The organism is Shewanella sp. 10N.286.54.B9 (assembly GCF_041468565.1).
GTDB lineage: Bacteria > Pseudomonadota > Gammaproteobacteria > Enterobacterales > Shewanellaceae > Shewanella.
The window spans coordinates 61,571-87,416 of the sequence record NZ_JBFRIY010000038.1; the positions used below are offsets into that span (position 1 = coordinate 61,571).

15 protein-coding genes are annotated in these 25,846 nt (G+C 42.2%); 7 read left to right on the forward strand and 8 right to left on the reverse strand.

Annotated features, from left to right (window positions below; translation table 11 throughout):
- Window positions 1-112 precede the first annotated feature (112 nt).
- Window positions 113-3,184, reverse strand: coding sequence for an efflux RND transporter permease subunit (locus tag AB4135_RS14015; protein WP_371993803.1), 3,072 nt, complete (start codon window positions 3,182-3,184; stop codon window positions 113-115).
- Window positions 3,185-3,188: 4 nt separating this feature from the next.
- Window positions 3,189-4,352: an efflux RND transporter periplasmic adaptor subunit gene (locus AB4135_RS14020; RefSeq protein ID WP_371993805.1), complete on the reverse strand. Its 1,164-nt coding sequence runs from the start codon at window positions 4,350-4,352 to the stop codon at window positions 3,189-3,191.
- Window positions 4,353-4,702: 350 nt separating this feature from the next.
- On the opposite strand from AB4135_RS14020, the gene AB4135_RS14025 reads away from it, so the two are divergent.
- From AB4135_RS14025 to AB4135_RS14035, 3 genes are all read left to right on the forward strand, one after another.
- Window positions 4,703-5,167, forward strand: coding sequence for a hypothetical protein (locus AB4135_RS14025; protein ID WP_371993807.1), 465 nt, complete (start codon window positions 4,703-4,705; stop codon window positions 5,165-5,167).
- Window positions 5,168-5,239: 72 nt separating this feature from the next.
- Complete coding sequence (locus tag AB4135_RS14030) at window positions 5,240-5,584, forward strand: hypothetical protein (protein ID WP_371993809.1); 345 nt, start codon at window positions 5,240-5,242, stop codon at window positions 5,582-5,584.
- A 153-nt stretch (window positions 5,585-5,737) separates the two neighbouring features.
- Entirely contained in the window at window positions 5,738-7,273 is a 1,536-nt protein-coding gene (locus tag AB4135_RS14035) for a winged helix-turn-helix domain-containing protein (RefSeq protein WP_371993811.1), read from the forward strand.
- A 71-nt stretch (window positions 7,274-7,344) separates the two neighbouring features.
- Here AB4135_RS14035 and AB4135_RS14040 read toward each other — a convergent pair whose 3' ends face one another.
- On the reverse strand, window positions 7,345-11,292 hold the full coding sequence (locus AB4135_RS14040) for a PKD domain-containing protein (protein ID WP_371993812.1): 3,948 nt from the start codon (window positions 11,290-11,292) through the stop codon (window positions 7,345-7,347).
- A 410-nt stretch (window positions 11,293-11,702) separates the two neighbouring features.
- Between AB4135_RS14040 and AB4135_RS14045 the strand changes: the two genes are divergently transcribed.
- The 3 genes from AB4135_RS14045 to AB4135_RS14055 all read left to right on the forward strand — a co-directional run bounded on the left by AB4135_RS14045 (window position 11,703) and on the right by AB4135_RS14055 (window position 15,708).
- Complete coding sequence (locus tag AB4135_RS14045; protein WP_371993814.1) at window positions 11,703-13,550, forward strand: hypothetical protein; 1,848 nt, start codon at window positions 11,703-11,705, stop codon at window positions 13,548-13,550.
- A 315-nt stretch (window positions 13,551-13,865) separates the two neighbouring features.
- Window positions 13,866-14,543 carry a potassium channel family protein gene (locus AB4135_RS14050; RefSeq protein WP_371993816.1) on the forward strand — a complete coding sequence of 226 codons (678 nt, stop codon included), beginning with the start codon at window positions 13,866-13,868 and terminating at the stop codon, window positions 14,541-14,543.
- 1 nt (window position 14,544) lies between these two features.
- Window positions 14,545-15,708 (forward strand): AI-2E family transporter, encoded by a 1,164-nt coding sequence (locus tag AB4135_RS14055; RefSeq protein WP_371993818.1) that lies wholly within the window; start codon window positions 14,545-14,547, stop codon window positions 15,706-15,708.
- Between the two features lie 78 nt (window positions 15,709-15,786).
- Here the strand turns inward: AB4135_RS14055 and AB4135_RS14060 are convergent, their stop codons facing one another.
- From AB4135_RS14060 to AB4135_RS14075, 4 genes are all read right to left on the reverse strand, one after another.
- Window positions 15,787-16,107 (reverse strand): YdbL family protein, encoded by a 321-nt coding sequence (locus AB4135_RS14060; protein WP_371993820.1) that lies wholly within the window; start codon window positions 16,105-16,107, stop codon window positions 15,787-15,789.
- A 24-nt stretch (window positions 16,108-16,131) separates the two neighbouring features.
- Window positions 16,132-16,296, reverse strand: a complete 165-nt coding sequence (locus AB4135_RS14065) for a YnbE family lipoprotein (RefSeq protein WP_143711249.1) — start codon at window positions 16,294-16,296, stop codon at window positions 16,132-16,134.
- 118 nt (window positions 16,297-16,414) lie between these two features.
- Window positions 16,415-19,585 (reverse strand): YdbH domain-containing protein, encoded by a 3,171-nt coding sequence (locus AB4135_RS14070; RefSeq protein WP_371993822.1) that lies wholly within the window; start codon window positions 19,583-19,585, stop codon window positions 16,415-16,417.
- A gap of 609 nt (window positions 19,586-20,194) precedes the next feature.
- Window positions 20,195-21,040 (reverse strand): D-hexose-6-phosphate mutarotase, encoded by an 846-nt coding sequence (locus tag AB4135_RS14075; protein WP_371993823.1) that lies wholly within the window; start codon window positions 21,038-21,040, stop codon window positions 20,195-20,197.
- 206 nt (window positions 21,041-21,246) lie between these two features.
- Here AB4135_RS14075 and AB4135_RS14080 point away from each other — a divergent pair, with 206 nt between their 5' ends.
- Window positions 21,247-23,037 (forward strand): acyl-CoA dehydrogenase C-terminal domain-containing protein, encoded by a 1,791-nt coding sequence (locus AB4135_RS14080; protein ID WP_371993825.1) that lies wholly within the window; start codon window positions 21,247-21,249, stop codon window positions 23,035-23,037.
- A 107-nt stretch (window positions 23,038-23,144) separates the two neighbouring features.
- Here the strand turns inward: AB4135_RS14080 and AB4135_RS14085 are convergent, their stop codons facing one another.
- Window positions 23,145-25,703, reverse strand: coding sequence for a hypothetical protein (locus AB4135_RS14085; protein WP_371993827.1), 2,559 nt, complete (start codon window positions 25,701-25,703; stop codon window positions 23,145-23,147).
- Window positions 25,704-25,846 lie beyond the last annotated feature (143 nt).

Consider the following 25,846-nt stretch of genomic DNA (forward strand, 5'->3'; position numbering starts at 1 on the left):
CGGGTATCGCTAACAATTTCATCTGCTTTTTTCAGTAGCAAAAAGCCTAGAGGAATACTCTAGGCTTTTTATTATGCAAGGCTGAAGGGACAGCCTATGGGTTTGTTAAGCGTTATGCTGCAGTTGGTGTTGTTTTAGTTGGCTCCTCTGCACTTTGTCTATGGTCCTGCGCTAAGAAGGTATAAACCGTAGGCAAAACGAACAAGGTAAACAAAGTACCAATTGACATACCGACTGTAATCACCAAACCGATAGCGAAACGGCTTTGTGCGCCTGCACCTACGGCGACAAGTAACGGTACAACACCAATAACCATTGCTGCTGTTGTCATTAGTACTGGTCTAAGTCTTACTGCAGCAGCCTTTACCGCAGCTTCACGTTTACTGTAACCGTTTTCAGCTTGCAGTTGGTTAGCAAACTCAACAATCAAAATACCGTGTTTACTAATCAAGCCAATCAAAGTAACCAAACCGACTTCGGTATAAATATTCAATGTATCAAGACCGAAGTAAAGCGGTAACATTGCGCCAAAAATTGACAATGGCACACTGGTTAACACAACTAGTGGGTCTCTAAAGCTTTCGAACTGTGCTGCCAATACTAAGTAAATAATGATAATCGCTAAAAAGAATGTCGCGACTAATGACGAACCTTCTTCTAAGAACTGACGTAACTGGCCAGATGCATCAGTGCTGTATGACTTTGGTAATATCTGCTCAGCTGCCTCGGCCATCACTGTATAAGCTTCACCAATACTCACGCCAGGCATCATTTTCGCTTCAATCATTGCGCTGTTAAGCTGCTGGAATTGATCAACGGCTGATGGTTGAACGCTCTTAGTGATGGTAACCAGTGAAGCTAAAGCTACCATTTTCCCATTGGCAGATTTTACGTAGTACTGCTTCAAATCTTTCGCAATACGACGGTCATCTTGTGGTACTTGAGTGATCACCTGATAGCTGCGCTCATTTAATGCAAAGTAGTTGACGAAGCCTTCACTTAAGTAACGTGATAACACTAAACCAATTTGCTGTGTGTCAACATTCATTAGGGCGGCTTTATCACGGTTAATACTGACTTCTACCTGTGGTTTGCTAAAGTCTAAGTCGTTCTGTACATAAAGAAACTTACCGCTTTTTATGGCGTAATCTTTCATTTTCTCGGCGTACTTGTATAGATCTTCATAACTCCCTGTAGGTGTTTTCAGGATCATTTGGAACGGTAAACCCTGCGCAGTTCCGGGTAAATCTGGTGGTGAGAAAGTGTAAACTTGCACGCCAGGAACTGTACTCACATCGCTTTGGAATCGGTTCATGATGTCTTTAGCTGACGCATCACGTTCACTCCAATCTTTTAGTACCGCAAGGCCAAAGAATGTTTGGTCGTTCTGATAACCGTTGACCATCATATCCATATCTTTCTCTGGATAAGAGTTTACAATCTCAGTTAACGGCTGAGTAAAGTGATTAAGATAATCAGTATTCGCTGTTGTTGGGCCTTTACCCATCATGATCATTACACCCTGATCTTCTTGTGGTGCAAGTTCTGAAGCGGTATGAGTGAACATAAATACTAATGCAACTAATACCGTCCCAGCGAAAGGCCAAACTAACTTTCTGTTATCAACGACCACGTTTAGCATGCGGGTGTAGTATTGAGTGACGATTTCGATAATGCCATCAATTTTCTTAACGAGCTTACCTTCAAGCGTTTTTTGAGACAGTACTTTTGAACACATCATAGGTGTCAATGTCAGCGCTAAGAAACCAGAAATAAGCACGGCACCGACTAAGGTAAAGGCAAACTCGGTAAATAATTTACCTGTTAGACCGCCCATAAAACCAATTGGGGCATAAACTGCAGCCAACGTAATCGTCATCGCAAATACTGGGCCTGCAATTTCACGGGCACTGATAATGGCTGCTTTTACCGGATCGGTGCCATCTTCTAAGTGACGGAAAGTATTCTCAACAACAACAATCGCATCATCGACTACCAGCGAAATAGCAAGCACCATTGCTAACAGGGTTAAAATGTTAATACTGAAACCCATTGCAAGCATGAAAAACATAGAGCCAATTAGAGACAGTGGAATGGTCACTAGTGGGATCATCATTGCGCGCATAGAGCCTAAGAAGGCAAAAATAACAATAACAACAATAAGTGCAGCTTCTATCAGTGTCTTAGCCACTTCATCGATTGAAGTTTGAATATACTTGGTTGAGTCATAAACAACATTTGCTTCCATTCCTGCTGGTAAACTATCGATAATACTTGGCAAAACCGTGTAAACATCAGCAGCCACGTTAAGCGGATTAGAGTTTGATGTATTGCTTATCGCAGTCAGAACCGCTGGTTTACCGTTAAAGTTAACTTCGGTGTCATAAGTGTTGGCACCGAGTTCTACCGTTGCAACATCTTGCATATGGATTAGGTGACCATCGCTTGCTTTAAGCGTGATATTTTTAAACTCTGCAACTGATGCTGCATCTGTGTGAGCATTAATATCAACTTCAATATATTGGTCTTTTACTTTACCTGCAGCACTTACTGCATTGTTGCCTTTGATAGCATTTTGCACATCAGATGCTGTGATGCCAAAAGCAGCCATTTTAGTTGGGTTTAACCAGATGCGCATTGCAAAGTCACGCTGGCCTAAAATGTCAGTTTTAGACACACCACTAACTGTAGATATTGTTGGCTTAACCACACGGCTAATATAGTCCGAGATCTGTTCCGTTGCTAAGGTATCACTCGAAAATGACAGGTATAAGATCGGTGATTGCGAAGTAGATTTCAAAATACTCGGATCTAATACACCAGCTGGCAAACGGTATTTAACCTGTTGCACGAGTGACAAAATTTCTGTCAGAGCTTTGTCTGACGGGTAATCTAATTTTAGATAGACCGTAATCAGTGATTTACCTAAGCTGCTGTCCGATGTCATATAGTCGATACCGGCAGTCTGAGCGATTTGCGCCTGCAGTGGTTGAGTTACATAACCTTGTACACTTGATGCGCTGGCACCAGGGTATTGTGTGGTGATGGTAATCACACCCGTTTCTAGCTCTGGGTATTGACGCACTTGCATCATGCCAAAAGCTTTAAGGCCTAACACCAACAGCATGAGACTTAGCACTGTTGCAAGTACTGGGCGTTTAATAAATAAGTCGGTAAAATTCATGGGATTATTTCTCACCTTTGTTGGTTGTATCTGATGCTGTTTGGGTAAATGGACGAGAGTTGTTTACCAGAACCTGTGCGCCATCTTTTAAGCTTTGAGTATTGGAGGTGATGATCTGATCACCGGCTTTAAGTCCTGACGTAACACCGACTAGACCGTTTCTTTCTTCACCGGTCGTTACTGCGCGACGTTCTACGTTATATAGAAATAACTTGCTGTTATCCTTACTGGCGACTTTAGAATCTGCTTTTAGAACGTAAACAGAATCTCCATATAGCGAATAATTAACCGCAATATTAGGCACAGGAATAAGGGTTAACTTGTTAGCAGTATCAATCTTTGCTTCTACATACATACCTGAAATAAATGAGGCTTTGTTAGTTGTAGAGCTTTGGTCCACCTTGGCGCGAATATCCAAGTTATGCGACTGGCTATCAACAGAGGGTTGAATTGCTGTAATGTGGGCAATAAAACTTTGTCCTTTGTAAGTATCAGTTGTAAAAGTCACTGTTTGCGCTAAAGCGACATTGGCTAACTGTATCTCTGGGATAGAGAAGTCAATGTATTGTTCACTCAGGTTCTGTAATTCAACAACAGTGGTACCTGGTTGGATAAAGTCCCCCTTGTTGACCTTTCTTATGCCCACTTTTCCTGCAAAAGGTGCTTTTACCTGCATAAAGTCAATTTGAGTTTTAATATATTCAACGTCAGCTTGACTGGTTGCTAATGTTGCTGCAGCCGTATCAACAGAATCTTGTGATGTGCTGTGTGTTTTTAATAGCTTTAATTGGCGTTGATATTCAATTTGTGAGAGTTTTAGATTAGCCACGCTAGTTTTTTTATTAGCTTGGAGCAATCGGTCATCTAATTGAACGAGTATGCTACCCTGTTCCACAATATCACCAGACTTAAATGATATACTGCGAACCTGTCCTGATAGTTGCGGCGTAATATTAACTTGTTGATCAGCTGATATATGGCCAACAGCACTAATTGTTTCTTTCCAGTTGCTGTTATTAACAATAGTAGACGTTACCGCTGCTGGAGCTGGCTTATATGCTGCAAGTTTAGTTTTAATCATATTTTGCTTGAATGAGTTAAAACCAAATACAACTACAACAATAGTTACCATTGATGTTGCGGCGATTAGGGTAGCTTTCTTAGACATTATGTTCTCGCTTATATAAAGGTGTTTATAATGATTCTGTTCATTGTCAGAACTCATAACTTGGCGCTAGATTAATGGCATTGAAGAATAAAGAAATCAGCAAAAAATAACGGTTTCATAAAAGATATATTGACTCGGTTTTATGATGTTTTTGTGAGTTGGGTCTTGCTTTGTATATCTTGGGGTTATCTGAGGTGAGTTTGGTTTTATCTGTTTTATATCAATAACTTGATATATAAAGTTGGCTTTTTATTTTTTCATTATGCTTCTTTGATGTATTAAAAAGTTAGCAGCGTAGAATTGTCACCAAGCTAACAACTGGTTAGTCACTTACTTTAACAGGAAACATTATGAGAAAAATCAACTCACGCACTTTTACATTAAAAAGTGCTGCATTACTATTAGTTGCTATAACTTCTTTGTCTGCTAATGCTGCAAGTATTGATAATGATAAAGGTGATATAAATATTTTCAATAAAGAGATGAACCAACTTGAACAGGTTGAAATAAACGATAATATTTATGTCGCAACAGTATCTGATTCCTTTAACGATATTACTGAAGAAACAGAGTATATGTCTGAGTATACAGTTATCAAAAGAATCACTGATAAAGAGGCTGTTGAATTAGGATTGTATGAAACTAAGTCCTATTACATATACAGCATTAATGGATTGAAAGACTTGACTGGTAATGTTGAAAAACATCTAGATACTAATCAGCCTACATATTTCTCAACAACGCTACTAAAAGGTGATAAATACTATCATGGTTTTAGTGAGTATATTGCAAAGGTCACTGAGTATAGCCTTTAATCGCCATCAAGGTATTCGCAGTATTTAAACTTAAATTTCTGAATACTGCACCTATTTTATTTTGGAACCATTATGAAAAAATCAATTTTTATTTGCAGTGTTTTGCTTATTGTCTTTAGTTCATCAAGTTTTGCTGGATGTCGCTGGGTTAATGGCAGCAGGTACTGTGGCAATAACAATACCGTTGTCGTTAATAATCATCGTCATGCTGTAGTCGTTGCACCTAGCTATCATGCGAACCCTTGGGCTGCTTTTAGTGCCGTTGTAGGTGCCGCTATAGTCATTGATGCTGCAACTGGACAGCCTAAAGTAGAAGGTAAGCAGTCAATTGTCGTTGAAACCAAGCTGATTGAAAGTGGCAAAGTTGATGTGGTTGATAAAGGCAATGAAGTGGTCTTTATCAAAGGTATTGGCTAGCAAATATCTTTTTAACCCGTAACTAACACTCTGAGTACAGAGTCCCCTAAACTGCTTCAGTTTGAATATGGAGCAGTGCGAGGGGCTAGGTTATTGATATTTCCTCAAAACCGCCTAGTATAACCCTAAAGGAACAGGACGTTAGGATACTAGATGCAAAAGCAAAGTTATAGGATAGATAATTGGTTTTTTGTGCCTCATGAAAATAAGCTTGTTCTCGATGAGCAAGAGATCCTAATCGACAATCGTTTATCCAATCTACTACTTTTTCTGTGCGATAACCCTAGAACAACATTGAGCCGTGACGAAATTATCGACCATGTGTGGAAAGGCTCCATCCTCACCGATCAAGTCATTACTCAAGCGATTTTTGAGCTTCGAAAAATACTCAAGACAAATAACCAACATCTACAAGGTTATATCATCACTGTGCCTAAACGGGGCTATAAGCTTGATGCTGAAGTAGAAGTGGTCAATGACATTAAACATGAACCAACAATCCAAAGTGCTACGCCTAAGATATTAGAAGCCAACCCTGAGCAGAAAAGCAACGTTGCGGCTCAAGAAACAATAAAGCCTAAACAAACTAATGAAGTTGAGAAACCTGCTAATGCAGTAAAATCAGCAAAGAGTTTACGCTTTACTAGCTTACTGGCGATGGTCGGAGCTTTGATTGCTGTGGCCGTTGTGGTGGTGTTTTTCAATCGTGCAGATATTGCCAAACAGCCGTCAGTAGAAACGGTTGTTTATGGTGCTTTAGAGCCTAGATCTATTGAGGCATCAATTGATAATTCACTGGAAAATTCCGCCTTGCAGAATGGAATTATTTTTAAGGTTATTGAGTATCTTAAATATAATGTTAATTATCGAGTTTCTTTTAATCCGAAAGATCATTCGATAGCAGCCAAAAAGTTGTCTTTTATTGTCACTCGCGAGAATGATATCGATTATGTAAATATTGAATACTTTAACAAAATATCCAATTATCAACATCTAGATAGAAAGTACCCCATCAGCGAGGCGCATTTGAAACGCAGCATCAAGTTAATGATAGATGATGTGCTCGATGCTTTTAATATCGATATCGCCAAGTCTGAAATAGATCTGGTTTTACGTGAAATGCCATCTGAACCAATTGCATTAGCCTTGTCACTTGAGGCTATTGGTACTTTACATAGTTATGATAAGCAGTTTGATGCCGTTGATTTACTTGCTAAAGCGCTGGAAACTGATCCTCAAAACCATTACCTGTTATCGATGAACTATACATACAACATGGCAATAGCGTATTTAGGTAAGTCAAATTTATCAATTGATAGTATTAATGCGCTTAACAGTGACTTTGAGAAGATTTTACCCTTGCTAACGGAATCACCTAAATCTTTCAAAGTGTACGAAGCGATGGCTTTACATGCATTATCTAAAGATCTGCCCATCGAAGCGGTGCAATATCTGAATAAAATCCCTCATACACACAATACAATTATGACGTTTGTTTTGAGAGCCAAATTGGCGGAGTCGTTTGGTAATCCTGCATCGGCAGAGGAGTTTTACTATCAAGCCTTGCATGAATCTGGTACACCTAGAGTGTTGGATATTGCTGAAAGTCTGTTGTTTTATAGTGATTTGAGCAAAATGAGACTCAAGCTGCAAAGCCAGCTGGAGTCTGTTGTAGAAGATAAAAGTTGATGAACCATTTGTTTAAAGTGAGCAAAAATAAAGGCCTAAGGTTTTCACCTTAGGCCTTTATTCATTATGGATCACAATGACTTAGGATTAAGCCCCATTGCCTCGAGAGCTTTGACAAAGTTGTCTTTGCGTTTAGCTAAGCCATCAACAGCACCACTGACAGGACAGCTTGTATCAGGGCAGCCACGATTGACGATACCTGATACATCGTCAATGAACTTGCTTCCTTGTAATCCACCATCAACATAGGCTTTTAGCTGTTCATGGTAGTTCCATGAAGCATAAGGGCCGCCAACATTGTTGTAGCCTTGAACCTCATTCATCCAGAAAAATAGCCCGGCTATCCATTTAATCTCTTTGTGCTCTTGTGTACTACAGACTAACTGTGGGTTAGCACAAAGATCCAAATCGGCATACAGTGGGTTGCTTGGCGCAGCTTTAACTAAAGTGCCATCAACCACATTACCGACTTTATCTGCTGCAACATGACTACGGCCGATAAAGTGATTTAATTTGCCAAAGTTAAGTCTGCCTGTGGTTTGAATCACGCCACGACCCCACCAACCGCAACCTTGCACTGACTTTTGCGCGCTACCATCCCAAACAAATTTCCCCGCTTTTTGACCGACATACGCCTTGCAATCTTCGCGATCATACACTTGGGCATTGGTGTCGATGCTGGTTGGGGAAACATTACAATGCTCTTGGTAGTCCCAGCGGCCGACATGACCGTTGACTAACAAGCCCTTCTCCTCGAGAACCGCATCGGGTGCGGTAAACAAAGGCGCTGGCGCACCGTACCATTTAGCATGGGTGAGGGCGGAGATCTCCATTTTGTCGTTGCGAGGGCAAGAATAAGGGTTGTCGATACCTTGGGCATTGGTACCATAATCTGCGTACACTTGCCCGAGTTGGCCACAAGATGAAGACAAGGGGTAGTTAACCGGATCGCCAGTATTGATAGACCAATTATTTTCATCACAGGCATTGTATTGAATCGTTTCCTTCATGCTCTGGGCGAGAAAGGCTGCTATGGCGACTTTGGCATATTTAATGTTGGTGGCATCATCAACGCTAGGATCGGTCAGCCAGAATTTCACATCACCAATGCCCACATTGTGCATCGGGTTCAGCGCTGCAAGAAAGTCATTCCACTTATACACTGTCGATGGGATCCATTGACTGTCTGGTGTTTCATAAAGAAAGACTTGGTTATTCATCTTGCTATCAATCGACTCAAGCTCGATATTGAGCTGGCTAATGCTGGTTAACGGCTGAGAGGTCGTCGCTGATGCAGTGTGATATAACGGGATCTTACCATTGGCTTGATAGCTCACTATTTTATCGCGTAACCAATTATTGTCACCACTACCATTGGTATTAATAGGCACTACAGCCGTTGTTGAGCCGCCGCCCCACAAAATGGCAAACACGTTGCTATAGGCGCTTTGGCGTAATTGGCTCACGCCCCAGTCGTAATTAGGGGTTTGGCTTAATAATGCCTGTACTGAGGTGGCGCCGTCATAAACACTGGCATTCAGTGGTATGGTCAGGACTTCTGAGCGAATATTACTGATCTGGCTGCCAATATTTTCATCACCCATAAAGAAACTGGCTGCACTTGAGGCACTATTTTGCAGATCGTAACTGCCGCTAGACTCGCCATTGGTTGGCATATGGCCGCCGGGGATCTGCCATAGCATCGCCGGTGTATCGAGATGGTCGGTCACTTGTTTTACATAGTTGAGGTAGTTTTGCCACTCTTTGGCGCCAAACGCATAATTGGCCCGGCCAATCGGTGAGAAACCATCTCGTTCATATTTATCGAAAGTGAGGTAATCCGGTTGATAGGCATTATCGTCATAGGCACCAATCCAATCGATGAACTTGGCCACGTTCAGTGAAGCTGCATTCCAAACTGCTTGCTGGCCTGAATAATTGTCATGCACCCAATTGGCACTACCAGGACTCCACAAATTGACTAACCAGCTGAATGACACATCGGGGCTAAAACGTTTAACAATGAAGTTTTGCGATTGCACCCAGCCCTTGATGTTGTCAGCAAGCGCGCTATCAACTTCAGTTTGTAATTGTTGTAGATTGTACAATGAGTTCAATGTCACTGTGTTACCACTACTGTTAGTAAACTGATAATTGGCTTCTAGAACAATCGCTTCTTTAACTGCTTGTTTAATAGCGATGTTTGTCCAGTTTCTGCTGTCACCGAAGGCGTCTTTGAAATGCGACAGTTGGCCTTTTTGCCATTCACCGAGTAGATCAGCGTTGAGGATGATTGAGCCTGGGTTAGGGTGTTGAGCATCCTTTTGCGCTTGCATCACCGCAGTCAGTCGAATGAGGTTTTGGTAATGCATCACCAAATTATTATAATCGGTGATATCTTCAGCAGCCACGCCACCGCCACTGGCATTCGCGGTGTAAACGACCATTGTTGGTACCACGCTGTGCGCGTTAATCGCTTCAACCTGTCTTGCTTGATTAATCGTTTGCAGGGTGACAATCGGCTCAATGACTCGGCCTCTATCGCCCATGCCATCGCCGCTGTATTTAAATATGGCGTCTAAGTTGGCGCTAGCCAGAGCATCATTAATCGATGCGCTGTTGTCGGTAATGGAGCCCATTGCTAAGGTGCTGGGCCAGCCTTTGACCGCTAATGCCACTGGATCGGCTCTATTGGGCAAACATGGTTCAGCGTTGGTGTCACAAGCGGTGGCGGGGAGGCCTCCTCCGGTTCCGGTAACTGTGACGACTAACGGGTTACTATGGCTGCATATTTTTTGACTGCCACTACCTTGGCACAGTGCAACCACATAGCTGTAACTCCCGGCACTGTTGACGGTGGCAACAGTGCTGGCGGTTTGTAGGTTATTACCATTTTCAGCAATGGTTGCACTGTGGATCAACTGATCATTTTGTAACAGCTCCCATGAGGTGCCGCTTATGCCTGAGTATTTATTCCAGGTTAACGCAATATCGGCTTTGCCATTACTCAGTGCTGCGCTTGGTGAGCGCCAAGCAATTTCGACGCGATTAGGTTTTTCCAATGAGCTGGCTGCTGTGACTTCTATATTGAGCTGATCAGACGCAGAGTACTCACCGTCATTAACTGTATAGTCAAGCACATAGCTACCGACGCTATTAAATGTAACTGAAGGGGAAGCTAGCGTGGGATCACTAAAACTGATGTTTTCAGGGCCTGAAAGCTGCGACCAACTTTGGCTCACAGCTGTCGAGTTGCCATCATCAGTAAAGCTGCCTTGCAGTGTCAGTGTCGTGCCCACAGAGACTGACTTATCAACGCCAGCATTGGCAACCGGTGGTTGGTTGGCTTGTTCTGCACTGACCGAAATAGTGATATCGTCGCTGCTGGTAAATTCATTATCGTTGACGCTAAAACGCAAGATGTATTCGCCTATCGCATCAAAGCTAACACCGGTTGTAGCAAGGGTTGCATCGGTAAATGTTGCTGTACCTGGGCCTGAAACGGTTGACCAACTGTTACTTACCGGCGTTGAAAGCCCGTCATCAGTATAGCTGGCATTGAGTGTGACACTGTTGGAAATGGCCACTTGCTGATCGCTACCGGCATTCACAACGGGCGCTTGGTTAACGGCATCGCCGCTGACAACGATAGTTTTGCTGGCACTTAGGCTACAAGACTCTGGGGTGACGCTGTTATCACACAGCTTGACTTGGTAAGTAAACTGTCCCGCAGCAGATTGAGCAACCGTGAATTGACTTTGCTGGGCATTTTGACCGTTAGCGATTATGGCACCGGTATGAATGATATTGTTGTTTTCGAGTAAGTACCAGGTATTGCCGTTATCGCCCCACCACATATCCCACTTTACGGTGTAGTTGGCAGGAGCGGCATAATTGGTTTCCATCCAAGCGATAGTCGGTGTGCCAGGTGCTGCTGCAGTGATGTTACTCAATAGACTGCCACTCAGCACTATGCTGGATGCTAATAGGGGGTAACGGATTAATGTTTTAGATCTCATTTTGAATCACCAGTTTCCATTTGATTATTCGATTAAAAAGAGAACGTAACTACCTCGTTATTAGTTTTTCTAAAACCTTATTTGTCCCTAAAAGAAAATAATACTGCGATAAAAACCAATTTAGACTACGTCATAAATCAAGCGCATTTTCGTATACAATTAAAATTGACAGCGCTGTCACAAGTGTGCAACAGTTTAAGGCGGAGTACAAGGGATTGTTATTATATCCTTATTAATCTTTAAATATTAATAGGTTGTGTTCAGGGTCTAAGTTTAGCTGTAGCTAAAGTGGTGATTTTGTTGGTTTTGTTTTGTGGTTATTTAAAGTGACACTCTATACCGCAGGCTTGGTTGTTTATTGTACATTTCAATGTTTGCGACGTTCACCCACAATGAAGAGATCTAACAAAATGAGCTTAGTTAAATCAAAGGTTGCCCAAGCAGTTGTGCTATCACTTGTTTGCCAATCGGCTATGGCGGTTCAGTTTATCAGTGAAGCTGAATATCAAGCCTTAATGCCCACCATAAATGCAGTCAATAACGCTGCACCCGACTATCAAATTCGCTTGGCGGATAACATTACGGTTAATTATCACTGTGAGATCATTGAGACCGCTGATGGCGGCTTTGATATCGATCGTGCGGGTTGTAACAATCCTGGCCAATTTTATCATATCAATTGGAAATCAGAGCACGCTGGCATTGTCGATCTCAGTGTGCTTAACCATCCAAGCAGCGCCACAATCGTCGAGCACAAATTATGGGCGCTGGCTTTTGCCCATGCCAGTGCGTCTAGCCGAGTGCAGATGCAATATGGTTTAAAGAAGGGCGTCAATGGCACTTTTGAGCTAACGCGTAATTTTGCCAGTGGTGAATCCTTTGGTAATTACTTTGAAAGACAGATGAACCCTAATTACTTTGTCTCTAAAGGGCTACAAGAAAGCTCGCTCGGTAACGATTTGCCCGACGTCCCAATGAGCAGTACTGAAGAAGATGACGGCGTATTGCAAATAGAGTATCCAGGCTCAGCATGGGCTGAGCTCCAAGGTGTTGTCGGCGGTGGATTCCCAACCCCCTATGCCAATATGGACCCTAAAGAAGTACTGAGTTCTAATAATGGACCTGCCAGTAATATTTTAGGTTCAGCCATTAGCAGCGGTTTTTATAACGGTTCAGCCTTGGCAATCGTCAGTGGCTCTTTGCCTTGGAATCAAGGTTCTGACGCGTCTCAGGATTCTATGCATCTATTTTTACAAGCATCAAAGGATCCTGATGCGTTATCTATGTTGATGTCTTTTATGTATAACCGCGGTCCTTATGCCGCTAAAGATCAAGTGCTTAGAACCCAAGAGATTTTTGACCACTGCGTTAATATTGCCGAAGATCTTGAAGATGATTGGACCTGCTTTCAAAAGCAGAATGATTTTGGCGCACGTTATATTCGGCAAATCCCAGATGTAACCAATAACTTGACCGAAAAGGCATACCACAGCGCAACCAGTTATGATGTGCAGCTAACTGAAGCGGATATCAGCAACTATTTGTCGTTATTACAAACCTATGGTTTTTACCCAGCTGGGGTGATTGAGTTAGCGAAACAAGCTGCGGCGAAGGAGTTTGCGCTGCTTGCAACCAATGGCACTATTTCTTATCGCGAGCAATTTGGTCGGGTGCTAGAAAAAATTATTGTGCAGTTACCTATCTATGAGCTTGGCGAAGGCGGTCCTTACGATAGTAGCAGCAAAAAAGAGATCTACTTCTACAATTTGTACAGTCAAACCAGCCTAGTCGTGACCCAAAATGCCGCCGCTCAAGCAGATGTAAACGAGTACTTATTGCCGCAAAATAGTTTGAAGATCGATCTTCATGGCAGTTTTGTATCGTTAAATACTAGCGATGGCAAAGCGTCTTGTGCTAACGAAGCGACCACAGTGCTACAAGCACTCGCTGCAGAGAAAGACAATACTTATGTCTCTCTGAGCGCTCAAATGACATTTACCCTGGATTCAAATGGACAATGCAGTTTCAGTACCGGTGAGCATACTCCTCCCGTGCCACCTAAAGAAGGTTATTGGGATCAAGCGCAGCTGTATAGCAGCCCTGGAGAAGTGGTTATTGATGCTTTAGATTGTAAGCAGTATCGCAACGAGTGGTATATTGCGGGCGGCAATGCACCGAGCATTGTTTTTGCTGCTGAACCTTGGGGCGTCTGGCGCCGTGTTTCTGACCAGCTCGCTCAAGGTTGTACTGTTGATTAATCGTTAAATGGATTTGCGGCTCGCCAAGTTAGCGGGCCGCAACTTTATTATTTAATAAGGGCTAGTCGTTGCAGCTTGGATCTCAAATTGTTATTGATTATTGCTACTCCTTTTAGCCTTCTGTCTGTTCTCATAAAGCTCCCAATGGTTCTAATAGTCTCGTCGGCGGCGTGCTGCACGGCGTGGTTGCTGGCATTATTGCAAATACATTGGTGTTAAAGTGCGATTAAACATTGACCCACAAGATATTTGTGTAATGTTTAATGGTGAGCTTGTTTTGGGGCTGAGTCATTAAACTGTAGAAGGTAATGCCAATTGATTGAGCGAAAAATAAATAGCGATAACAACTTTTACTATATGACAGCTGCGTTAGTCGTGCTGTTGCTCAGTGCTGCACTGGTTAAAAGTGTAGCCCAAGGTATGCTCGAAGCTGTGTTAGAGGGGATTATAGCGGTCACTTTCTTGGTGTGCGTGGTGAGTTTAGGGATTGATAAAAGCTGGAAACGTTTCATGCAAGCGCTAATCATCGTTTGGGTGATGTTGGTTCTACTCAAAAAGTTTTTGGCTATCCCATACTTAAATGTACTGATGCTAGTACTCATGTTTGCTTTTTTCTGGGGCACCTTTAGCTCAATTGCGAGGCAGATTTTATTTTCAGGCTCAGTCAACAGCAATAAGGTAGTAGGCTCGATTGCACTGTTTTTACTTCTTGGCTTGCAGTGGGCACTTATCTATTTGCTCATTTTAGCACTATCGCCCAATGCTTTTACTGGTGTAGAGCAGGGTGTTTGGGGGCAAAATTTTTCCCAAATGGCTTATTTTAGTTTCGTTACATTGACCACTCTAGGTTTTGGCGATATTAGTCCAAACTCTGCTTTTGCTCAGGTGGTTGTTTATATGGAGGCAATTGCTGGTGTGTTTTATATGGCTATTGTGGTTGCAAGTTTGGTGAGCGCTGGATTGGCTCAAAAAGTCTCAGAACAGGAACGTTAATATGGAAAATCCAATGCAGCACAGTCAAAGCAAACTTTTTATAACCAATATGATGGAGTCAGCCATTCGTATCGGTTTGTTGTTTATTTTAATCGTTTGGACTTATGACATTATTAAACCATTTGTTATTCCTGTTTTATGGGGAGCAATTATTGCGGTGGCATTAATGCCATTGACTCAAAAGCTCGAGCGGGCGCTGAAAGGACGGCGAGGACTCGCGGCGACTATTTTGGCGTTGGGCAGTATTATATTGCTTATTACGCCGTTTATATTAGTTTCCAGTTCAATATTTGATGGCGTCAGTCATACTATTGCCGTTTTGCAATCAGGTGAGATTAAAATACCTGGCCCTACTCAAAAAATTGCTGATATCCCCTTGATAGGCGACAAGCTGTTTGATGCCTGGGCGCTTTTTTCAACCAATCTTGAAAAAGCGGTAATCCACTTCTTACCACAAATTAAATCAGCCGTTGGCACTATGGCTGGGGTGTTAGGCAGCGGCGTAGGCACATTAGTGATGTTTATCGTGTCGTTAGCGATTGCTGGTGGCTTTATGGCACATGCAGAGAAGTCTGCCGCTGCAGTGAGCACTGTGGCTGTTAAAGTTGTTGGCAAGCATGGTGAAGAGTGGACAACATTAACCGCAGCGACAATTCGAAGTGTGTTACTAGGTGTTGTTGGGGTGGCGTTTATCCAAGCGATATTAATCGGCTCGGCACTATTTACCTTTAGTATTCCAGCAGCGGGTTTGTTTACCTTCATTGTGTTTATCTTGGGTATTGCGCAGTTGCCACCATTACTGGTGGTGTTACCACTGATATTTTATGTTTTCTCAACCCATGACTCTACACCAGCGACAATATTTACCGTTTGGGTCATTATTGCTGGGGTCTCTGACAGTTTCTTAAAACCGATGTTAATGGGGCGCGGTGTCGATGTACCTATGCCTGTTATTTTGATCGGTGCTATCGGCGGTATGATAACTGCGGGGATCATCGGCTTATTTCTAGGAGCCGTGGTTCTTGCTATTTGGTATGAGCTGTTTATTACTTGGCTTAAAAGCGAAGACGGTCGAGATAAGCAAGCTATAAGTGGTGGTGACGAAGCTAAGCAGGAAACTAAACCCCTGGTGAGTGCACCAGCTCATAGCGGCGCTGACGAGTAGTTACCAACATAATGCATTAAAAAGCCCGTATTTAACGGGCTTTTTAATGACTGTTATATGATAACCGTAGTGATAACGTTACTTCTTGACCCACTTACCACTGGGCGTTTGAATGTATTGTCCTTTTTTGGTGCCCTTAATCGCTTTTTCAGCAGCAAGCTTGGCGACATCATTCAGTGAAATATTGTTTTTCTTGGCTATTTTCTGATAGTGAGATTTACGCTTAGCGTTAACCGAACTGACCAAGGATTTTGCCTCTGCTGAGGATTTAACCAGGCCAAGATATCCATTAGTTTGCTCTCCGACTAACCCCTGTGCTTTAGCATCTTGTAGAGAAATAGCCAAGGCATTGAAGCTAAGTAGCAGCCCAGCAAACAAAACTAGTATTTTTGATTTCATTAATCACTCCCTCTTATGCTTGGATTAAAACAACTCGTCATCGGCGAGAAGTTCGTCGAGCTCTTTGTCTACTTTAATCTTAATTTCATGCTCAATTTTTACATTGAGGTTTATCACGATAGGCTTATCTGGTGGCTCTATTTTAACGGTAGGGCTACAGCCAATTAGGGCATATATTGCAATGAGCATGCTCAGAGTCTTTTTCGGGATATTAAATATCTTCAATGACTTATCCTTACTTTGTGGTAATGGCAGCGTATATAGAAGCCTAGAGTAAACAGGTTTAGCTATTTCGCCAATCAATTTATTACTGTTGTATCGAGTTTTCAATTTGGTTTTGTAAGTTGTCACCAATTTGTAGGCTTCTTAGAAGTTGCAGCATGTTCTCCTCTTGAGAATAGTTTAGATGAATTGGACGTTCGATGCCTCGGCTACGACCTTTTACATTGACCTTAAGTATGGCATTACCGAGAGTGTCCATATCAAAACTACTTGAAAGTTGTGAATATTCTAAATGCTCCAACGCCGAAAAGGCGAATTCCAAGTAAGGTTGGCTTAAGCGCATTTGATCTACTGCAGGGTTACCTGAGACGGCAATCAATCCTCCAGGCGATCTCGCTGCTAATTGTCCGCCTTTAACCTCTGCCTTGCCATTTTTAATGGTAATGGGTAAAACGCCATCAAAGATCCCATCCGCGTATATGCCTACTTGTGGTTGGATTTCGAGTAGCTTTTGCAAATTGATGTGTTGCAGAACAAAGTACGCTGAAGAGGGCTTTTTCAAATTTAATTGAAACTGTGGAATAAGCAATTGTCCATCGAGTAAGTCTCCTTTAGCTGTCAGTCTCACTGAGGCTTGTTTAACTCCGAAAATTTCAGCTGGTAAGGCCAAATTATTGGCTTTATCAGTGCTGATAGAAGTCGCTGATAAACTTGAGTCAGTACTAAATGATAATGTGGCTTCAGCTGCAATGTCAGTGATTAGCACACCTGGATTAAATGCCTGTAGAATCAGCTCTATATTGTCACACTTAAAGCTACTGCTGCTATTTTTATCCTGCTTCTGTTGCCATTGGTAGTGACACTGAGTATTTAAAGAGCCGCCTTCAAAGGGTAAGTTGGCAAAGCTACCTTCAATATTGGTTACATTTGGCTCGAATGTTAGTAAGAATTGGATATCGTTATCTTGTTCAAGCTGATAATGCACATTAAGAGCAGTATTGCCATTAAGGATAATCGATCCTGGGAGTGACTCTGTCTGACTTAAAAAAGCGATGATAGGTTCAAACTCACTATTAAATTGCCAGTCCCCTTTGAGGTTAAAGCGATTAAACTGACTATTTTTAGGTGAATAAGCATGTTGGCTTGAAAAGTTTATATCATTAATCCACCAATCCTCCTGAGTGTAGAGTTCTGCAGATTTAAGCTGTATAGATTGCGCCAAGTTTACTTGTTCTAAGTGCAACAGCTTTTGGTCAACCTTTCGTTTCTTTTTAGCTGAGAGCATTACCGTAGATTTATCGAATTCAACTTGATTTAGTGACCAATCAAGCTGGTTTGACAGTGTTTGATGCAATAGTTGGGTGACAAAAGTTTGTGACTTAGCAGACGATATTGTCAAGGTCGTGGGGTTTTGTAGCGCCACTAGGGCTGACTCTATATTCAATTGATAACGAGTTTTCTGTGAGTCACTATATTGCTGTGTCAAAAGGCTATCTTCAAGCTTGTAGCGAATTTCAGGAATAGTGAGTGTCGTTTCTCCCTGTTCAAAATGGAACTGGGCAGCTGTCACTAGTTCTAGTTCAGTTTTGTTGACGCTAGCGTTAACGCGAGGCGCTGCAGCTGTTATGTTGTAGGCATTGTTAGACAGGGTGACTCCTTGAGTCAATTGCAATGCCTGAGGATCAATATTGACGCTGTAGCTTGGTTTTCCATCGATAACGGCAGCGGTAAACATCCCCTGAAGTTCAATTGCAGCATTATCTATAGCGATGTCATAAGGCAGTGTCGTTAATGTTGGCCATAGGGAATTAAGCTGAATATTCTGTTGGTGTTTAGCCTGCATATGCCATCTAAACGCTGTTTGAAAGTCAGTTTTTTGTGGGAGAACGACATCCTGTTGGCTACTAGTGTTCTGAGGGCTAACAGAGTAATTGATATCTGACACATTTAGCTGCGCCGCCAATTTACTCTGTAATAATTCAAATGATATGTGCTCGGTAGATATAGATTGGTCTTGCAGTTTATAATTTATTGGCGTGTTAACTGCGATGCGCAGTTGTGGCGCGATGACGTTTGCTTGCTTATCTTCAATCGACATTACTTTATAAAGATCGCTCAATGCCGTTTCGAAAGGCGCATCATTAAGACGGTGCAATATATCTGCTAGTTGTTGCTTAGAAGGTGCGACAACTAACTCAAAAGGTTGAACGGTTAGCTGCAGATCCGCAATGTGTCCGTTTAAAGCAAAAGCCAACGATTGAGTTGAATCATTATTTATTGGTTGTAAGTTGAGCGGTTTGGTTTTGTTATTTACCAGAGATGTTCTAATTGGCAAAGTAGAAGGTGCTAAAGTGAGATCTGCAAGGCTTTTTAGCTCAACATCAAATTGGCTCAACTGATGTGTAGATTGTAGTTGCCCTGACTTTAAGGCCAGACTCATGGTTGAATCTAAACGTCCACTTAGGTTTATCTGCTGTGAACGCAACATCTCTTGAAGTTGATATAAAGGGGCTAGCAAACTGCTGGTTTGTTTGTCACTTTCTGTCGCTATATTGCTATTTACTGGGAACAGCTGAGACTCCGCGGTGTAGATATTCGCTGATAAAGCTTGTAATTCGTTAAAGTCTATTTGGGTTTTAGCTTGCCAGAGGTTTGGCGAAAGTTGCGCATCTAAACTAAATACTGAAGCATTGTTATGAGCAATTTGGCTGTTAAAACGGCCACTTTTATCTAGTGTTAGCTCAGCTAATGACATGGTTAGCTTTTCGGCTGCAATTCCTTTTAGTGTGAATCGGGTTTGATCTATTTCAATTTCAGGTAAAGCTGCAAAGTCGAGTGCTATTGTCGGGTTTGAGGTATTACTATTGTCCGTTGATTGGCGCAATATATTAGGGCTTAGTAACACGTCAACATTTTTGGCCGACAAGGATTGCAGATCCCCAATCCCCAAAGCCAGTAGCTTTGCTTCTGGTACAAGGGTTACCTCTAGTTCAGTTATCTTAACGTCGCTGTCATTAACAATTAAAGATACTTGTGGCACCAGCCAATGAGTTAACGAAAGAGGTTTAACGCTTAGTTGTTTAAGTTCTATTTGATAGGGTTGCAGAAAGTGATTTGCTAACGAAAGCGTTAACCGTTGGTAATTGAAGCTAATGTAGATGGCTGAGATGATCAGCACACACAATACCATACCAAAGAAAATCAGTAACAAGCGTCGGGCTTTATAGCTAAATGTTTTTGTTGCGGCCTGCTGCACTTATTGCACTCTCTTACGTTGATTAAATTTGAATTGTTAAACAGTTTGTTCCTTTGCATTGTTGGGCTGATTCTAGCACCTTATCTAAAGCTCTGAACAGTTTATCAATGACTTAAGCGGCTAATTTTTGAAATGACAACCATTATCTGGTGGACTATTTTAGTTTGTTGGCGGCGATATGGCTTGATAGATAACCTCAATGTAGCATTTTAAAAAGTAGTGACATTGAGTCTTAGGCCGGAGCGAGTAAAGGCTGTCGATCAAGTTATTGCGGTTTATGCAGGATATTAATGAATACAAATAACTTAAGGATGATAGATAAGTAAATAGAGCGCTAATGGCATTGGTATAAAACTGTCATTCATGCGCTCAGTGCTTATTGTCATTGCTGAGCGCTATTTATTACTTGGCATAGTGGGGATGGCATTTGCAATTATAGGGAGCGAATTTGGCCGTACTGTTGATTTTAGGTTTTGGAGTTCGGCGATTGGTATTAATACTCGTTTCAGCTCATCTTTTGGGGACAAGCTGGTTGGGTCTCGGTGGTAATTGGTTAATGTTATCGACATCGATGAGTCTCATTGCATTTGATGTCGATACTCATATTTGCTATTTCCAACGAATGTGCGTTGTTAATGTATGACTTTCTTTTGGCGCAAGTGTCACTTGGTCTTCAAGTACATTAGCAGCCTCAAGGCAGACCATAGACAAGTAATCATCATCATTAAAACGCGATAATCGTTGTGACTTATCTATCCAAGGGTTCCACAATACCGCGCTATGACTATTCTCGCGTCCGACTTCTATAATCCCTTTACCGGTATGCAGCTGTTGTACAGGGCTAAGATTGGTATAAACTCGATCTGTTTCACGGTTAAAATCAACCTCATCCTGAGGTTGCTCAAAAGGACCGTTGCCAAATTCGATGTACTTTGAACCTTCAAATCCAGTTGCCGTTAATTGGTGAATATCTTCAATAGGAAAATAGCTATGCAGTGCTTGGGTTAAGCTGACTTTATAATCACCGTGGTTAATATTAGTTAGGCTCACTGACAAGGTTTCGCTAAGGCGAAACAGCAACTCAACACTGGTATCGTGGGGCCAGTATTGCCTATCAGATTCAGAAATCGGTAGGGTAAACTTTACCTCTACAGCATTATCAAGCATTTTTACCGAGTCGAGTGTCCATACACTGGTGCGAGCAAATCCGTGCTGAGGAAATCCTGGATTAGGGCTCATACCAAACCAAGGCCAACATACTGGTACTCCGCCGCGAATACCGCTTCCAATTTGATAATCATCGGCACTTGAAACCCACAACAGAGGTTCTTTTCCTACTGGTTCAAAGTAGTCTATTTGCGCACCCTGTAGAAAAATTCTAGCCTTGCATTGAGTTGTATTTATTTCAACATATTCAAGACCATTGGCGTGCTTTTTAGTAGTGACCGAACCCATTGGGAGATGTCCTCTCTGAATGTAAACGCGATAGTTAGAATTAGCTTACCCCGTTTTGTAGGGTTAGATAAGGGCTATTTAGAATGATTTTACGGTAACGCTGTTCTGATGGATAAACAAAGCCAAAATAATGCTGAGTTTTTGCTCAAATTTGGTTAAGGTGGTCAGAGCACTGACCATAAATAAAACAATGAAAGGGATGACGCATGCCAATTTATCAAGCTCCGTTACGTGATTATCAGTTTGTACTCAATGAACTGCTCGATATTTATAACCAAGATAATTTAGCAGGATTTGATGAGTTCGACCCTGAACTTATCGATGCGGTATTGCAAGGAGTTGCAGACTTTACCACTGATATCATGCTGCCACTGAATGGTTCTGGCGATGTCGAAGGCTGTAAGTTAATTGATGGGAAAGTGATTACACCTAAAGGATTTATTGATGCCTATCAACAGTATGTTGATAACGGTTGGGCGACATTAACTTGTGATCCTGAATTTGGCGGTCAAGGATTGCCAGAAGTTGTTGGGATCTTTGCCACCGAGATGAAAACGGCGACAAACATGGCTTTTGCTATGTATCCTGGTCTGACTCATGGTGCTTACGCTGCTATTCATGTGCATGGTAGTGATAATTTAAAACATAAGTACCTAGAGAAATTGGTGAGTGGAGAGTGGACTGGCACCATGAACCTTACCGAATCTCATGCGGGGACCGATCTTGCGCTATTACGGACTAAGGCCGTTCCTGTGGGAGAGGACACGTTTGCTATTACTGGCGAGAAGATATTTATCTCTTCGGGAGACCATGATTTAACCGACAACATCATACATTTAGTATTAGCAAAGCTGCCAGATGCTCCAAAAGGTGTTAAAGGGATCTCTCTGTTTGCAGTGCCAAAAGTGATGGTGAATCAAGATGGAAGTTTAGGGGAACGCAATAGTCTCTGTGCAGCAAGTTTAGAGCATAAAATGGGGATCCACGGTAATTCGACTTGTGTAATGAATTTCGATGGCGCTATTGGTGAGCTTGTTGGTGCACCGCATCAAGGCCTTCGGGCAATGTTTACCATGATGAACCAAGCCAGATTGGGAGTGGGAATTCAAGGGTTAGGTGTGTCTGACATCGCTTATCAAAATGCGTTGGCTTACGCTAAGGACCGTATTCAAGGTCGAGCGTTAAGTGGTACTAAAAATGCCGAGTTAGCGGCCGATCCTATTTTGGTCCATGGCGATGTTCGCCGTATGTTGTTATCACAAAAATCCTTTAATGAAGGCGCTAGGGCACTAATGGGTCAGCAAGCGCTTTGGCTTGATGAAGCGGAGCGACATAACGATCCATTGCAACAAAAGAAAGCGGCTCAACTTGCTGCATTGTTTACGCCAATTGTAAAAGGGTTCGTGACTGACCAAGGCTTTAAGGCATGCGTCGATGCACAACAAGTGTTTGGTGGCCATGGTTATATTCATGAGTGGGGCATGGAGCAGTTTGTTAGAGACATCCGTATTTCGATGATTTATGAAGGCACTAATGGTGTGCAGGCATTAGATTTAGTTGGCCGAAAAGTGATGGCAGATAAAGGCGCGGCGTTAAAACTGTGGTCTGAGGAAGTCAAAATCTTTATCCAAATGAATCATGCTAATGCAGCGATGAAACCATTTGTTTCCGCTTTAATGGCTGCGGCAAATGATCTTGAAAAGGCTACAGGCTTAATAGCGACAGAAGCCGCACAAAAACCTGATGTTATTGGTGCTGCTTCATTTGCTTATATGCAGCTTTTGGGGATCACAGCTTTAACTTGGATGTGGGCAAGAGTGGCGAATAAAGCGTTAGATGCTATAGATTCAGGTGCCGAAGATGTCGATTTTTATCAAAATAAGTTGAAAACTGCAGGCTTTTATATCGCTTATTGGACTCCTCAATCACGAGGCTTAGTCAAGCAAATAGACTCGGCAAGTCAGATCATTTGTGATTTTGATGCTGCTGACTTTTAATCGTTATACCTATCCAGTATAAGAAAAAGCCTATTACCCTGAGGTAATAGGCTTTTTGATCTAAGCTTTAAAAACTATCTGATGTGCAGATTCTTTTGGTTGCCGCTTTATTTTTTAGCGACGAAAGGTAAACGCTTTCTTAGCGTAATAGGCTCACCGTCAACATCGGCTATCACAGTGACTTCAAACCATGCATCGTGCTTTATTAACTTAGCATCGATAGCGAAACTCTTGCTCAATGGCTTCTCTTCATATGGCTGCATAGTAAAAGCCTCGATATGACGTTCACTCTCTTTGCCATGAAACAGGTCAAAAATTACCTGCCCAGATGTCGCACCTGCGAATGGACCATTGAGTTGACCTGATATGGTGAGTTCACCCTCTGCATATTGGGCACTGATCTGTGATAATTCAAAACCACGATATTGTTTCGATTTTTGAGTAACAGATTGATTGATTTGTTGCTCATTCCATAAGTAGCTGATATTGGCAGTGATAGTGCTAGCTTCATTAAGCAAACTTGTCTCGACAGGAATTTCTAGTCGCTGATCTGGTTCAATGGTGACAGTTTGTGCTGCTGAGGACTTTTCTCCACCAGTGACAGTTAGGCTTAACGTTATCGAGTCTGTACTGCGGTTGGTTAAAATAACAACCTCTTCGAGTGACGCTAGACTATGGCCAATCCAGTCAACTTTAAGCTCTAAGCCAGAAAGTTCAGCAAGTGCATCATTTAACCCAGCGCCTGCTTTAGCTAGTGCAGGCAATTGCTCTACCACTGCCGCAAGTTCTTTATCGGCGGATTGACGATTTATCGCTGCATTATTGAGTGCGTTAAATCCATCTCTCCAAGCTTTAGGAGTGTTATCGCCTGCTTTCCATATTGCTCTAGCAAATCTAAGCGACAGAGAGTCTCCGTTAAATGCCCAAGCATTTGTTGGTGCTGATGTTGAGTAGTCAACTTTATCAGGGTTTAAGTCGCGACCATCGTCGATGAACGGGGTGATACCATGTTGGTTATCTGTTGAGATCAACCCAAATGGGTTATTTACTAATGTGTTGTAAATGTTTGCAGATATAGGCATTTCTGCAATAAAGGTATTTGCATCTTTAGCTTTCAAGGTATAAACAATTTGGTTTTTCTGAATTTGAATTGAAACACCTAACTGTGGCTTATCTTGGCTATTTATACTTTTGATAATATCAGCAGGTAAAGCTATCTCTTTTGACTCAGTGCCTATAGATTGGCCATCAATCACCAAGGTGTTACCGGTTTTTATTTCAACTCTTAACTGCGGATCGGTATCAGTGTTTGCCCCTTTCCAGCCGGAGAAACTGGCTAACTTGGCTTTGGTGTTCTCTGCCGTTGATTGTGCACCAAGTGCCATTCCAATAGTGCCTTGGCCAATCTGTGTCTTGTCGAAGTCAATTACAAACGCAAGGGTTGGCTCAGTAACACCACGTTTTGCGGGTAAGGTTAACGAGTTTGCTGCGGCTTGCGGGAAATCAATTTGGAATGGAGTGAAACTAGGCGCTTGTGCTGGTGTCATGTTAAAACCAAGTCGCTGCGGGCCATATTCATAGCTCGATTTACGCTTGTAGAACATATTACCGTCCATTTCCCATTGACCGCGAGTGGCGACTTCATGAGTTTGAACAATGTTTTGAGCCCACTGTTTGAAGTTATGCTCAAGCGCATCCCAATCAGGGACAATTTCTTGCAGTAGCGCTAGAGACTCAGCTCTACTCGCCGTTTGACGGTTAACAATTTCTTGGTGATAGATCTTCATGTACTGCGAGTATTCTGGGTTGTTATACATGAATTGTACAAACAGTACGTTAAGACCGCGGTCAAACTTGGCTCGATTATGGATATCGACTAATGTTGGGTTTTCTTTTGAATAAACATCAATGCCTTGACTTACAACATCAAAAATTGGCACATCATGTCCAAAAACCGACAGTTGTTTCTTGTCACTATCGAAAACATGGTTCGCTAATGAATCACCTAAACCTTCACCATGCCATGACGGTGTCCACGGGTAGTTACCGACAGCCATTTGATAAGAATGCATAGTTTCATGGATAGCAATATAGCGACGATGCTGAGGTCTCTCGGTTGGAAAGCTATAACCGACTTGGTTATAGAACATCGCTTCGCCGCCCGCATAGTGGTGAACACCACGATTAAAACCATCATCAAACATGGCTAAACGTAGCTCTCCAACACTGGTTGCATAGGTTGACGCTATTCGCTGATTTTTAATGTTTGCCGGTTCTAGGCCAAAAAACTCAACATAATAGGGGTAGGATAACTCGAGTAACTCTAAGAAGAACTTCGCACGCTCTGCTGGGTAGTCGGTTTTTAATGCAAAGTGCTTACTCACATACCAGTCAAATCCATCTGTATTGGCCACTTTTCCTTCGCTAAATGTAAAGGGGATTTGCTTACCAACAAAAGCGACATCAATATCGACAACGGTCGACGTTCTCGCATTATGGATCACCTCAGCTTTCATTGCAGCTGGGGCAGGTATCGCTTGTACGATATCTAGTGAGTAACTTGATGTGGATTTATCTGAGATAGATGCTGGCTGAGGTGGAGTGTTTTGTGCACAAGCGCTCAAAATAACAGCGGAGGTTAATGCGTATATAACTTTCTTTTTCATACAAATCAATTCCATAATATTAGAATGTATGGCAACGACCCAATATGCCTTAAAGATAAGATCTTTAGTTAACTTGTTGGTTTTTCTTCTTGTAATCCAAATTTAACTTATTCAGGCGTGTAAGGTTGCCACTTATTAAAGAT

Excerpts from the sequence above, each read along its gene's own strand:
- AB4135_RS14065 (WP_143711249.1), bottom strand. The coding sequence starts at position 16,296 with ATGCTCATTGCAATATATGCCCTAATTGGCTGTAGCCCTACCGTTAAA.
- AB4135_RS14085 (WP_371993827.1), bottom strand. The coding sequence starts at position 25,703 with ATGAAAAAGAAAGTTATATACGCATTAACCTCCGCTGTTATTTTGAGC.
- AB4135_RS14020 (WP_371993805.1), bottom strand. The coding sequence starts at position 4,352 with ATGTCTAAGAAAGCTACCCTAATCGCCGCAACATCAATGGTAACTATT.
- AB4135_RS14055 (WP_371993818.1), top strand. The coding sequence starts at position 14,545 with ATGGAAAATCCAATGCAGCACAGTCAAAGCAAACTTTTTATAACCAAT.
- AB4135_RS14060 (WP_371993820.1), bottom strand. The coding sequence starts at position 16,107 with ATGAAATCAAAAATACTAGTTTTGTTTGCTGGGCTGCTACTTAGCTTC.
- AB4135_RS14025 (WP_371993807.1), top strand. The coding sequence starts at position 4,703 with ATGAGAAAAATCAACTCACGCACTTTTACATTAAAAAGTGCTGCATTA.
- AB4135_RS14080 (WP_371993825.1), top strand. The coding sequence starts at position 21,247 with ATGCCAATTTATCAAGCTCCGTTACGTGATTATCAGTTTGTACTCAAT.
- AB4135_RS14015 (WP_371993803.1), bottom strand. The coding sequence starts at position 3,184 with ATGAATTTTACCGACTTATTTATTAAACGCCCAGTACTTGCAACAGTG.
- AB4135_RS14035 (WP_371993811.1), top strand. The coding sequence starts at position 5,738 with ATGCAAAAGCAAAGTTATAGGATAGATAATTGGTTTTTTGTGCCTCAT.
- AB4135_RS14075 (WP_371993823.1), bottom strand. The coding sequence starts at position 21,040 with ATGGGTTCGGTCACTACTAAAAAGCACGCCAATGGTCTTGAATATGTT.
- AB4135_RS14040 (WP_371993812.1), bottom strand. The coding sequence starts at position 11,292 with ATGAGATCTAAAACATTAATCCGTTACCCCCTATTAGCATCCAGCATA.
- AB4135_RS14045 (WP_371993814.1), top strand. The coding sequence starts at position 11,703 with ATGAGCTTAGTTAAATCAAAGGTTGCCCAAGCAGTTGTGCTATCACTT.
- AB4135_RS14030 (WP_371993809.1), top strand. The coding sequence starts at position 5,240 with ATGAAAAAATCAATTTTTATTTGCAGTGTTTTGCTTATTGTCTTTAGT.